Raw genomic sequence first — 13,420 nt, 5'->3', positions numbered from 1 at the left:
GAGTGGATGACGTGGACGTGAAGCAGCCAGCAGACATCGACGACGCGGACCTTGCCATCATCGGCATGTCCGGGCGCTTTCCTGGCGCCCGCGACACGGCGGAGTTCTGGGCGAACGTGCGCGGCGGCGTGGAGTCCATCCGCTTCTTCACGCCCGAGGAGTGTCTCGCGGCGGGAGTTGCTCCGGAGCTGGTGGAGGACCCCGACTTCGTGCGCGCGGCGGCGGTGCTGCCGGAGCCCGAGTCGTTCGATGCCGCCTTCTTCGACATGCCTCCGCGTGAGGCGGAGCTGACGGACCCACAGCACCGCGTCTTCCTGGAGGTCTGCTGGGAGGCGATGGAGCACGCAGGCTATTCGCCGCGCGACTACCCGGGCGCCATCTCCGTGTACGGCGGGGCCACGCTCAACACGTATCTGCTGATGAACCTGGCGCGGAATCCCCGCGTGCTGGAGTCCGTCGAGCCGGTGCAGGTCAACATCGGCAACGGCACCGACTTCCTGGCCACCCGCGTCTCGTACAAGCTGAACCTCCGGGGCGCGAGCCACGCGGTGCAGAGCGCGTGCTCGACGTCCCTGGTGGCCGTGCACCTGGCCTGCCAGAGCCTGCTCAATGGCGAGTGCGACATGGCGCTCGCGGGCGGAGCGTCCGTCAACGTCAGCTTCCTCCATGGCTACCGACACGCCGAGGGTGGGATGGCGTCGCCGGATGGCCGCTGCCGTCCCTTCGACGCGAAGGCCCGGGGCACGCTGTTCGGCAGCGGCGCGGGCGTCGTGCTGCTGAAGAAGCTGCGCAACGCCGTGCGAGATGGCGACACGGTGCACGCCGTCATCAAGGGCTCGGCCATCAACAACGATGGCGCGCTCAAGGCGGGCTACACCGCCCCGGGCATCGAAGGGCAGTCCCAGGTGGTGGCGGAGGCGCTCGCGGCCTCCGGACTGGATGCGGACTCCATCGGCTATGTGGAAGCCCACGGCACCGCGACGCCCCTGGGAGACCCCATCGAGGTGGAGGCCCTCACGCGCGCCTTCCGCTCCTCCACGCAGCGGCGGCGCTTCTGCGCGCTGGGTTCGGTGAAGGGCAACGTCGGCCACCTGGACGCCGCCGCCGGCATCACCGGACTCATCAAGACAGCCCTGGCCGTGAAGCACGGAGAGCTGCCGCCCAGCCTTCACTACGAGCGGCCCAACCCGGCCATCGACTTCGACGGCAGTCCCTTCTACGTCAATGCGACGCTCAAGCCCTGGCCCGCCGGCGCACTGCCCCGGCGCGGCGGCGTGAGTTCGTTCGGCGTGGGTGGCACCAACGCGCACGTGGTGCTGGAGCAGGCGCCTCGGTCGCTCGACAGCGCGGCCTCGCGTCGCGCGTGGCAGTTGCTGCCGCTGTCCGCGCGCACGCCCTCCGCGCTGGAGGCCAGCACGAAGCGACTGGCCGAGGCCCTGAAGTCCCAGCCCGACGCGAAGCTCGCGGACGTGGCCTGGACGCTCCAGGCGGGACGCCAGCGCTTCGCGCAGCGACGCTTCGTCCTCGCGCGAAGCGTGGGCGACGCGGTGGAGGTGCTCTCCACGACAGGGGATGCACGCGTCCACACGGAGGCGCAGGACGCGGTGGAGCGCCCGGTTGCGTTCCTCTTCCCGGGCCAGGGCTCGCAGCACGTGGGCATGGGGCGCGCGCTGTATGACGCGGAGCCCGTCTTCCGCGCCGAAGTGGACCGCTGCGCCGAGCTGCTCAAGGCGCAGCTGGCCGGGCGCGACCTGCGCGAGGTGATGTACCCGAAGTCGGGAGAGCCCGCGGAGCACGAGAAGACGCTGGCGCGCACGGAGTTCACACAGCCCGCGTTGTTCACCCTCGAGTACGCCACCGCGCGGCTCTGGATGTCCTGGGGCGTGAAGCCCGCGGCGATGCTCGGTCACAGCATTGGCGAGTACGTGGCCGCATGCCTCGCGGGTGTCTTCACCCTGGAGCACGCGCTTCAACTGGTCGCCGCACGCGGCCGGCTGATGCAGTCGCTGCCGTCCGGCTCCATGCTGGCGGTGCCGCTGAGCGAGGACGAGGTCCGTCCCTATCTCGGCACCGAGCTGAGCCTCGCCGCGGTGAACGCACCCATGCAGTGCGTCGCCTCCGGGCCGACGGAGGCCGTGGAGAAGTTGAAGCGCCAGTTGGATGAGGCGGGCGTACGCAGCCACGTGCTCGTCACGTCTCATGCCTTCCACTCGGCGATGATGGACCCCATCCTGGAGGCCTTCACCGCGCGCGCGGCGGCTGTGACGCTGCGGCCCCCCACCCTGCCCTTCGTCTCCAATGTCACCGGGACGTGGATCACCACGGAGCAGGCGACGAGCCCGAAGTATTGGGCCCAGCACCTGCGTGGCGCGGTGCGCTTCGCGGATGGACTGCACGCGCTCCTCTCCGACCCGAAGCGCGTCGTGCTGGAGGTGGGACCCGGACAGGTGCTCAGCCGGCTCACGCGGCGGTATCCCGACACCACCCCGGGACGCCCGGTGCTCGCCTCCATGCCCACGCCGCAGGACACCGTGGCCACGGACGCGCCGCCGCTCGCGTACACGACGCTGGGCGGACTCTGGCAGGCCGGCGTCACCGTGGATTGGCGAGGCTTCCACGGCGAGGAGCGTCGCCATCGCCTTCCGCTGCCGACCTACCCCTTCGAGCGACAGCGCTTCTGGGTGGAGCCCGACACGAAGCCGCACGCCGAGGCCGCGCCCGTCACGACCGAGACGCTCGGGGTCCCGCTCGCCCAGGCGCCAATGGAGCGCTGGTTCCATGCCCCTTCGTGGAAGCGCGCGCCGCTTGCTCCCGGGCGCACCGCGAAGGCGACACACCCGCGCGTCTGGCTGGTGCTCGAGGACGAGTCGTCTCCCACCGAGGCCCTGCTGACTCCGGAGCCCGGCGAGGAGCGGATGGTGCTCCGCGTGCGGCCAGGTGCGGGCTTCAGTCGCACGGGAGAGTGGGACTACACCGTGGCGCCGGGCTCGCTTCCGGACCTGCGCGCGCTCCTCGGTGCGCTGCGGGATGCGGGCAGGCTCCCCGACACCGTGTTGCATCTCTGGAGCCTGACTCCGGATGTCCCCGCGTCCTTCGCGCAGGTCCAGGCGAGCGGCTACTTCACGCTCGTCGCGCTCGCGCGGGCGCTCGTCGAGTTCGCGCCCGAGCGGCCCTGCACCGTCTGGGTGGTGTCCAACCACGTCCACGACGTGACAGGCGACGAGTCGCTCCGCGCCGACAAGGCCACGCTGCTCGGCCCCTGCCGGGTGATTCCGCAGGAGCATCCGAGCCTGCGGTTCCATCACGTGGACGTGGTGACGGGTCCGGCGGCGAACCTCTCTTCCACCGGACTCCGAGCCCTCCGCGCGGAGCTGCGTTCGGTGCCCGTGGAGACGGTGGTGGCGCTGCGGGGTCCGCATCGCTGGGTCCAGTCCCTGGAGCCGCTGCCGCTGCCCGATGCCCCCACGCCCCACCCGAGCGCGCGCCCCGGTGGCGTGTACCTGCTCGTCCATGGGCTGGGCGGTCTGGGCGCGATGAATGGGCGCGCGCTGGCCAGCCTGTCGCCAGGAGCGAAGCTCGTCTGCCTGGAGCCGCTGGGCTTTCCGCCGCGCGACACCTGGGACGCTCACGTCGCAAGTCACGGTGAGACCGAGGCCTGGACGCAGCGGATCCGCCGGGCACGGCAGCTGGAGTCCCTGGGCGCGGAGGTGGTGGTGCTTCCCACCGACCTGACGCGGCAGGAGTCGCTGCGCGAGGCCGTCGACACGGCCGCGGCCCGCTTCGGTGCGCTCCACGGCGTGGTGCATGCGGCGTGGCTCCCGAAAGACCAGGTGGCGCGACTCGTCTCCGAGACGGGGCCCGAGGAGAGCGCCTGGCATTTCGACCCGCGCGCGCGAGGGCTGGCCCTGTTCGACGCGGTGCTGGGTGAGCGTGCGCTGGACTTCCGCGTGGTGGCCTCGTCCATCTCCGCGGTGCTCGGCGGCATGGCCACGGTCGCGCACACGGCCGCGAGCGCATGGCAGGACGCTTTCGCCCAGGCCGCGTCACATGAAGGCCGGCGGTGGTTGAGCCTGGGTTGGGACGTGGTGAAGGTGGAGGACTACGGCGCGCACCCGGGCGCACGTGGCGAGGCGCTGGACCGCCTGGCGCTCTCTCCCGAGCAAGGCGCGGAGGCCCTGAGCCGCGCGCTCGCGCATGCCACGGGCCCCTGGCTGGTGGTGTCCACGCATGACGTGGCCGCGCGCCAGTCTTCGGGCTCCCGGGCCTCCGTGTCCGAGGAGCTCCGCGAAGAGCCCGCGGCGCGCCCTCAGCATCCTCGGCCGTCGAACCTGCGCAGCGCCTACGTGGCGCCCACGACGGACATGGAGCGGACGCTGGCGGACCTGTGGCAGCAGACGCTGGGTGTGGCGCCCATTGGCATCCAGGACAACTTCTTCGAGCTGGGCGGTGACTCCCTCATCGCCGTGCAGCTCAGCGACCGGCTCAAGCGGCGGCTCAACGTCAGCGTGCCCGCGTCCAGCCTCTACGAAGGCGTCACGGTGAAGGCCCTCGCGGCGTTGCTCCAGCCTCCCGAGGCGGGACCGGGCTCGGCGAACAGCGAGGCCGACGAGCGCGAGTCCACCGTCCAGCGCCGCAAACAGAACCTCCAGCGTCAGCGCTCTCGTCGACGCGCGGACGACGAAGAGCCGGAGGACGGCGACTGAGTCGTCGCGGCTCCGCCTCGACCTCCCCGCGCCCTCACCCCATGCGAGCCATCCTCACCAACTTCGGAACCCTCGGCGACATCCAGCCCTTCGTGGCGCTGGCCGTCGAGCTGAAGCGCCACGGCCATCAGCCCGTGCTCGCCGCCGCGCCCTCGTACCGCGCGCTCGCGCAGCTCCATGACCTCGACTTCATCCCGGTGGGTCCCGACCTGAGGGCGGCGCAGAGCGGCATCACCCAGGCGATGATGGGGAGCCCGGACGTCGTGCACTCCGCCGGAGGCATGCTCCAGCTCTTCCAGCCGCTCGTGGAGTCACTGCCCCGCATGTTCGAGGACCTGCGCGCCGCGTGTCGGGGCGCGGACGTGCTCATCAGCGGGCGCGTCCAGCCCGCAGCGCGCATGGTGCATGACCTGACGCACCTGCCCTTCGTCACGGTGCTGGTGGAGCACAGCGGCAGCGGTGGTGGCGGCCCGGCCTTCCAGGCGGCCGTGCGCGGACTGGTCAATCCCCTGCGCGAAGCACATGGCCTGCCACCGCTCGACAATCCGCTGGTGGATGGCCTGTCGAATCAGCTCGTGCTCACCGCGCTGAGCCGGCACGTGCGGCCTCCCGCCGCGGACCTGCCGCCGCACCACCACACCGTCGGGTACTGCTTCCTCGATGAGCCGGGCTTCACGCCGGACGCGGAGCTCGCCGCGTTCCTCGCGGAGGGCGAACCTCCCGTCTGCATCACCTTCGGCAGCATGACGCACGCGGACCCGGAGGCGCTGACGGAGGCGCTGGTACAGGCCACGGTGCGCTCGGGACGACGGGCCCTCATCCAGCACGGCTGGAGCGGACTGGGGCAGCGCGCCCTCCCGTCGACAGTGAGGGCCTTGGGACAGGTGCCGCACGCCTGGCTCTTCTCGCGGGTGTCGTGCGTGGTGCATCACGGTGGCGCGGGGACCACGGGCGCGGCCTTCCGGGCGGGCGTCCCGCAGGTCGTCGTGCCGCACACGTATGACCAGTTCACCTGGGGCGAGGTCGTCCAGGAGCTGGGTTGTGGAGCCGCGGCGCTTCCCATCGGGGAGCTGAACGCGGAGCGACTCGGGGACGCGCTGAGCACGGTGCACGCTCGCGCGGACCTCCAGGCGGCAGCGGCGCGGCTGGGCGAGCAGCTCCGCGCGGAGCACGGAACGATGAAGGCGCGTCACCTCCTCGAGGACCTGGTCCGTCGAGTAGGGCTCGCCTCGGACTCGGGCACCGAGAACGAGGCGGACGCGGATGACGAGGGGCGGCAACAGCGCCGGCGGATGGCGCTGAAGCAGCAGCGGGCGAGGAAGGTCGAAACTTGAGCGGGACTTTGGAGAGAGACATGGCCACGGATTCTTCCAACGCGGACACCACGGGACTGGAGATCGCCATCGTCGGCATGGCCGGGCGCTTCCCGGGAGCACGCGACCTGGAGGCCTTCTGGCGCAACCTGCGGGACGGCGTGGAGTCCATCAGCTTCCTGACGGACGCGGACCTGGAGGCGAGCGCGTTGGACACGGCCGCCATCCGCTCGGACCCGAACTACGTGAAGGCCGCCGCCGTCCTGGAGGACGCGGACCTCTTCGACGCGGGCTACTTCGGCGTCACCCCCAAGGAAGCGGAGGTGATGGACCCGCAGCAGCGTGTCTTCCTGGAATGCGCCGTGGAGGCCCTGGAGCACGCGGGCTACGACGCCGAGCGCTACAAGGGCCGCATCGGCGTGTACGCCGGCGCGCGCACGGACACGTACGTCTTCAACCTCTTCTCCAACCCCGCCGCGCTGGGTGGACTGGACCCGTTCGAGATTGGCCTGGGCAATGACCTGGCCTTCCTCACCACGCGCGTCGCTCACCGCCTCAACCTGCGCGGGCCCGCGTACTCCGTGCACACCGCGTGCTCCACCGCGCTGGTCGCGTTGCACCTGGCGGGACAGGCCCTGCTCGCGGACGAGTGCCGGATGGCCATCGCGGGCGGCGTCGCCATCAACGTCCCGCAGAAGGTGGGCTACCTGTATCAGTACGGCGGCATCGCCTCGCCGGACGGCCACTGCCGCGCCTTCGATGCGAAGGCGGCGGGCACCATCTTCGGCAGCGGCATCGGTCTGGTGGTGCTCAAGCGCCTGGAGGACGCGCTGGCCGACGGCGACACCATCCATGCGGTCATCAAGGGCTCCGCCATCAACAACGACGGCGCCGTGAAGGCCAGCTTCACCGCGCCCAGCGTGCAGGGCCAGGCCACCGTCATCAAGGACGCCCTCGCCGCGGCGGAAGTCTCCGCCGACACGATTTCCTACGTGGAGACGCACGGCACCGGCACCGCGCTGGGAGACCCCATCGAGCTGCGCGCCCTGACGAAGGTGTTCGGCGCGAAGGCGAAGGGCCGTCGCACGGTGCCCATCGGCTCGGTGAAGACGAACGTGGGCCACCTGGACGCGGCGGCCGGCAGCGCGAGCCTGCTCAAGGCCATCCTCGCGATGAAGCATCAGCAGCTTCCGCCCAGCCTCCACTTCGAGTCCCCCAACCCGCAGATCGACTTCGACAGCGGCCCCTTCTACGTGAACACCGCGCTGCAGCCCTGGCCGCGCGGCAGGACGCCCCGGCGCGCGGGCGTCAGCTCGTTCGGCATTGGCGGCACCAACGCGCACATCGTCCTGGAAGAAGCACCTCCCGCGCCGTCGGCTTCGACCGGACGCCCGTGGGAGTTGCTCGTGCTCTCCGCGCGCAGCCACACCGCGCTCGACTCGGCCACCGCTCGGCTCGCGCAGCACCTGGAGTCCCAGCCGCAACAGGCGCTGGCGGACGTGGCGTACACGCTCCAGGTGGGCCGCAAGGCCCATGCGCACCGTCGGGTAGTGGTGGCTCGCGACGGGCAGGATGCCGTGCGCGTGTTGCGCATGGCGGAGCCCCAGCGCGTCCTCTCGGGCACGCACGAGACGGGCAACCGCCCCGTGTCCTTCCTCTTCTCCGACGCCGGAGCGGAGGCTCCGCTGGAATCGCTGTACCGCTCGGAGCCCGCCTTCCGCGCGGAAGTGGACCGCTGCGCGGAGCTGCTCCAGTCGCGGCTCGGCGTGGACCTGCGCGCCGTGCTGTATCCGGAGGACGGGAGCCGTCCCAGCCGCTCCGGCCCGGTGAGCGCCGCCGCGCGCTTCGTCGAGCCGTATGCCCTGGCGCGCCTGTGGATGTCATGGGGCGTTCAGCCCGAGTCGATGCTCGGTGAGGGCACGGGCGCGTGGATCGCCGCGAGCCTCGCGGGCACGCTCCCGCTGGAGGAAGCCCTCTCGTTGGTGGTCGCCCGAGGCGAGGGCCGCGAGCTGTCACCGAGCGCCTCCACGCTGAAGGCGGCGGAAGTGCCGCTCTACTCTCTCTCCACGGGTGTCCTGCTCACCGCCGCCGAGGCGACTCGACCGGAGACGTGGAAGGACGCGGCGAGCCGCGCGCCGCGCCTGGACGACGCGCTTCGTGAGCTGGTGAAGGAGCCGTCTCGAGTCGTGCTCGCGATGGGGGCCACGGGGCCGCTCGTCGAGCGGGCGCGCGCGTTGGCGGGAAGCACCGGGACGCGCTCGGTGCGAGGCTGCCTGCCCGCGGCTGGAGACACCCAGCCCGCGCCGGTGGCGGTGCTCGGCACGCTGGGCCAGCTCTGGCTGGAGGGCGTGGAGGTGGACTGGGAAGCCGTGAGCGAGGGCCGTGTCCTGCGCCGCGTGCCGCTCCCCACGTACCCCTTCGAGCGCCAGCGCTACTGGGTGGCTCCGGGCACGCGCGTCGAGGCCACGCAGGCGCAGGTGCCGCAGGGCAAGCTGGTGGACATGGCGGACTGGTTCCACGTGCCCGCCTGGCATCGCACGGCGCCCGTGGCCCTGGACCGCAAGGCCCTGGCCGAGCGTCGTTGCTGGGTCGTCTTCGTGGATGGGCTGGGCGTCGGCGAGGCTTTGTGCCGTCGACTGGAGGAGTCAGGACAGGACGTGGTGAGCGTGCGCCAGGGGAGCGCGTTCATGCGAGACGCCGCGCGCCGCTACGCGCTCGACCCGCGTCTGCGCGGTGACTACGCCACGCTGTGGAAGGACCTGGCGGACCAGGAGCTGAGCCCGTCCGTGGTGGTCCACCTGTGGAGCCTCGCCTCGTCGGGCGAGGACCTCCCGGGGCCCGAGCTGTTCCGCAAGGTCCAGGACACGGGCTACTACAGCCTCCTACACTTGGGGCAGGCGCTCGCCCAGGGCGACACCTCCCGCCCCGTGCGGCTGGAGGTCGTGACGGACCGGCTGCATGACGTTGCGGGCGAGGGCACCGCCCTCCCGGAGAAGGCCACGCTGCTGGGGCCCTGCAAGGTGATTCCGCAGGAGCAGGAGCACGTCACCACGCGCTGCATCGACCTGATTGCCCCCGAGCCTCGGAGCGCGGGCGTGGAGAAGCTCGCGGAGCGCCTGCTGGCCGAGTTCAGTCAACGCACGCGTGACGCGGTCGTCGCGTGGCGCGCCAACCAGCGCTTCACGCAGACCCATTCGCCGCTCCGCCTGGAGCCCTCGGGAGAGGCGCACGCGCCGCTGCGCGAGCAGGGCGTCTATCTCATCACCGGAGGCCTTGGCGGCGTGGGCCTGATGCTCGCCAGGCACCTGGCGCAGACCCTCAAGGCACGGCTCGCGCTGCTGGGCCGGACCACCCTGCCGGCGCCGTCCGAATGGGATTCGTATCTGGCCACGCACCCGGAGACTGACGCGGTGGCCCAGCGCATCCTCCGCGTACGGGAGCTGGAGCAGAGCGGCGCGCAGGTGATGGTGGTGGGCGCGGACGTCGCGGACGCCCAACAACTGGAGGCGGCGGTGACGCAGGTGGAGGCCCGCTTCGGCGCGTTGCATGGCGTGCTCCACTGCGCGGGCGTCACCCACGGCCCGTCGCTCTACAACCCGCTGACGGAGATTGGTCGGGGCGAGTCCGAGACGCAGTTCGGCCCGAAGGTCTACGGCACGTATGCGCTGGAGAAGGTGCTGAGCCGTCGCTCGGTGGACTTCGCCCTGCTCTTCTCGTCCAACGCCGCGGTCCTCGGTGGTCTCGGCTACCTGACGTACGCGTCCTCCAACCTCTTCATGGACGCCTTCGCTCAAGCCCGCTCCGGAGGAACTGGGACTCGCTGGGTGAGCGCGTCGTGGGACCCGTGGCCGGAAGAGACGAAGCACACCCACGTGCGCACCAGCATGGACCAGTACGCCATGACGCCCCAGGAAGGCGCCGAGGCCGTCCGTCGCCTGGTGACGCTCGGCGTGGATGGACACGTCATCGTCGCCACCGGAGACTTGGCCCAGCGCTGGAGGCTTTGGATTCAGCGCGACACGTCCCAGCCCACGTCGGGTGCGCGGGCGGCCGGCAAGCCGCGTCGCGCGAAGACGCCCTTCGTGGCGCCCGCGAGCGAGCTGGAGAAACAGCTCGCGGCCATCTGGCAGGAAGTCCTCGGCGTGGACTCCGTGGGCCTCAACGACAACTTCTTCGACCTGGGAGGCCACTCGCTGCTGGCCACGCGCGTGGCCGGACGCCTGCGCACCCAGTTCGAGTTCGACATTCCCCTGGCGAAGCTCTTCGAGGCCGCCACCGTGGCCTCTCTCGCGAAGCTGGTGGCCGACCACCAGACCGCGCTCGAAGAGGCCGCCAGTCAAGCCGCGCTCGAGGAGCTGTCCAACCTCAGCGACGAAGAGATTGAAGCCGAGCTGGCGCGACGCTCGCGCTAGCCCGCACTGAATTTCAGCCGGGCCGAGCAGGACACGTCATCGGCCCCCCGCAACCTTCTCCTCCGCCCTGGTCCCCCCGGGTCGCGGAGGCACCGAAGTTGGAGTCCAGCAATGAGCGGTAGCTCCAAGAATCTCGACAAGCTCACTCCCAAGCAGCGCGCGCTGTACGAGTTGCTCCTCAAGGAGAAGAAGGGGCAGCTCCAGGCCACGACGACGCAGGCGCTCGAGCGGACCATTCCGCGTCGCGCCGGAACGGAGCCCGCACCGGCTTCCTTCCCGCAGCAGCGACTGTGGGTGGTGGACCAGCTCGAGGGCGGAGAGGCCTTCGCCTACAACGTTCACATCACCGTGCAGTTCACCGGCGTGCTGGACGTCCCGCTGCTGGAGCGGTGTGTGAATCAGGTGGTGCGACGCCACGAGTCGCTGCGCACCGTGTTCGCCGCGAGGGACGACGGGCTCCCCATCCAGGTCGTCGTGCCGGAGCTTTTGCTGACCATCCCAGTGGAGGACATCTCCCGGCTCGGCAAGGCGGAGCAGGACGAGGAGGTGGAGCGCCGCACGAGCGAGGAGTCCCAGCGCCTGTTCGACCTGGCGCGAGGCCCCCTCTTGCGCGGCAAGGTGCTGCGCCTGGGGCCCGACAACCACGTGGCCCTGGTCACCATGCATCACCTGGTGACGGACCGCTGGTCGCTGGGTGTCTTCGTCCGCGAGCTGATGGCCTTCTACGCGGCGGAGGTCACGGGACAGGCGCCCGCGATTCCCGAGCTCGTCATCCAGTACTCCGACTTCGCGGAGTGGCAGCGCGAGCGGATGCAGGGTGAGCGGCTGCGCGTCGAGCTGGACTTCTGGAAGCAGCACCTGAAGACGTTGCCAGCGCCGTTGGAGCTGCCCACGGACAGGCAGCGCCCGGCGCGCCAGACGTACCGGGGCTCCCGCCAGTTCGTCACGCTCCCCGTCGCGCTCACGCGTGCGCTGAAGGAGGTCAGCCAGCAGGAGGGGGCCACCCTCTTCATGACGCTCTTGGCCACGTTCCAGACGTTGATGCACCGGCACTCGCGACAGACGGACATCACCGTCGGCTCGCCCATCGCCGGCCGCAACGTGCCGGAGCTGGAGACGCTGATCGGCTTCTTCGTCAACACGCTGGTGCTGCGCAATGACCTGGGCGGCAACCCCACCTTCCGCGAGCTGCTGCGCCGCGCGAAGGAGGTGTGCATGGCCGCGTATGCGCACCAGGAGCTGCCCTTCGAGAAGCTGGTGGAGGAGCTGCAGCCCCCGCGTGACTTGAGCCGTCACCCGTTGTTCCAGGTGATGTTCAGCTTCCAGAACACCCCGCGCCAGGACCTGTCGATGCCGGGGTTGCAGTCCACCTATCTGCTGGTGGACCCGGGCTCGGCGAAGTTCGACCTGCTGCTGGAGCTGCGCGAGGACCGGCCGGACGAAATCTTCGGCTGGCTCGAATACAACACCGACCTGTTCGACGTCGCGACCATCCAGCGGATGCGCGGGCACTTCTACTCGCTGCTCGGCGCGGTGGCCGCCAACCCCGACGCCCGTCTGTCCGAGCTGCCCCTGCTCACCCAGGAGGAGCAGCTCCAACTGCTCTCCGACTTCCAGGGCCAGCAGGACGACTTCCCGCGCGACGTGTGCCTGCACTCACTCATCGAAGCCCAGGCTCGTCGCACTCCCGACGCGGAGGCCCTCCGCTTCGAGGACTCTGCTCTTTCCTACGCGCAGCTCGACTCACGCTCCAACCAGCTCGCGTGGCACCTGCGCTCCCTTGGCGCTCGCCCGGGCTCCCTCGTCGGCGTCTGCCTGGAGCGCTCCCTCGACCTCGTCGTCGCGCTGCTCGCCGTCCTCAAGTCCGGCGCCGCCTACGTTCCCCTGGACCCCGCGTATCCCCACGAGCGCCTCGCCGGCATGCTCGACGATGCCCAGGCCCCCGTGCTCCTCACTCACGAGCACCTGAAGTCCGCCCTCCCCCAGCACGACTCTCGCGTGCTCTGCCTCGATTCACAGTGGGACGACGTCGCAGTCCACTCCCGAGTCTCGCTGCCGCTCCTCGCCGGGCCCGACGCCCCCGCCTACGTCATCTTCACCTCCGGCTCCACGGGCCGCCCCAAGGGCGCCATCAACTCCCACTCGGGCATCGTCAACCGCCTGCTGTGGATGCAGCAGCAGTACGGCCTGTCCCCGGACGACACCGTCCTTCAGAAGACGCCCTTCTCCTTCGATGTCTCCGTCTGGGAGTTCTTCTGGCCCCTCATGACGGGCGCTCGCCTCGTCCTCGCGAAGCCCGGTGGGCACCAGGACCCCGCCTACCTCGTTCGCCTCATCTCCGAGCAGCGCGTCTCCACGCTCCACTTCGTCCCCTCCATGCTCCGTGCCTTCCTGGAGGAGCCGGGTGTCGAGAAGCTCTCCGGACTTCGTCGCGTCGTGTGCAGTGGTGAGGCCCTCCCCGCCGAGCTCGTCCGCCGCGCGCACGCCCTCCTTCCCGCCTCCGCCGAGGTCCACAACCTCTACGGCCCCACCGAGGCCGCCGTCGACGTCTCCTTCTGGCACTGCGCCCGGGGCGACTCCCGACACTTCGTCCCCATCGGTCGCCCCGTCTCCAACACGCAGCTCCACGTCCTCGACGCCACCGGACTCCCTACTCCCGTCGGCGTGCCGGGCGAGCTCTTCATCGGCGGCGTCCAGGTCGGCCTCGGCTACCTCAGCCGTCCCGCTCTCACCGCCGAGCGCTTCCTCCCCGACGCCTTCTCCGCCATCCCCGGCGCGCGCCTCTACCGCACCGGCGACGTCGCTCGCTGGCTGCCTGACGGCTCCCTCGAGTACCTCGGCCGCGCCGACTTCCAGGTCAAGCTGCGCGGCTTCCGCATCGAGCTGGGTGAAATCGAGGCCGCGCTCCTCGCCGCTCCCGGCGTCTCCGATGCCGTCGTCGTCCTTCGCGAGGATGCTTCCGCTCCCCGCCTCGTCGCCTATCTCGTCGCCT

4 protein-coding genes are annotated in these 13,420 nt (G+C 70.7%); all 4 read left to right on the top strand.

Translation table 11 applies throughout. The annotated features are described in order from the left end of the window. Positions 1 to 17: 17 nt before the first annotated feature. Complete coding sequence (locus HUA76_RS46530; RefSeq protein WP_371823531.1) at positions 18 to 4,703, top strand: beta-ketoacyl synthase N-terminal-like domain-containing protein; 4,686 nt, start codon at positions 18 to 20, stop codon at positions 4,701 to 4,703. Between the two features lie 41 nt (positions 4,704 to 4,744). After that, a complete protein-coding gene (locus HUA76_RS27970; RefSeq protein WP_174462571.1) occupies positions 4,745 to 6,037 on the top strand; it encodes a glycosyltransferase in 1,293 nt (430 codons plus the stop codon). A 20-nt stretch (positions 6,038 to 6,057) separates the two neighbouring features. Further along, positions 6,058 to 10,428 (top strand): type I polyketide synthase, encoded by a 4,371-nt coding sequence (locus tag HUA76_RS27965; protein ID WP_254614538.1) that lies wholly within the window; start codon positions 6,058 to 6,060, stop codon positions 10,426 to 10,428. Positions 10,429 to 10,539: 111 nt separating this feature from the next. After that, positions 10,540 to 13,420 (top strand): amino acid adenylation domain-containing protein (locus HUA76_RS27960; protein ID WP_174462569.1); only part of this gene is annotated, 2,881 nt, incomplete at its 3' end.

Origin of the sequence: Myxococcus sp. CA056, assembly GCF_013336715.1 — a bacterium.
GTDB lineage: Bacteria > Myxococcota > Myxococcia > Myxococcales > Myxococcaceae > Myxococcus > Myxococcus llanfairpwllgwyngyllgogerychwyrndrobwllllantysiliogogogochensis.
Note: the sequence above shows the minus strand (reverse complement) of the source record. Positions and strands in the feature narration are given on the sequence as shown.

Bases quoted from the DNA above. Each gene is read 5' to 3' on its own strand.
- HUA76_RS27970 (WP_174462571.1), top strand. From the start codon at position 4,745: ATGCGAGCCATCCTCACCAACTTCGGAACCCTCGGCGACATCCAGCCC.
- HUA76_RS27965 (WP_254614538.1), top strand. From the start codon at position 6,058: ATGGCCACGGATTCTTCCAACGCGGACACCACGGGACTGGAGATCGCC.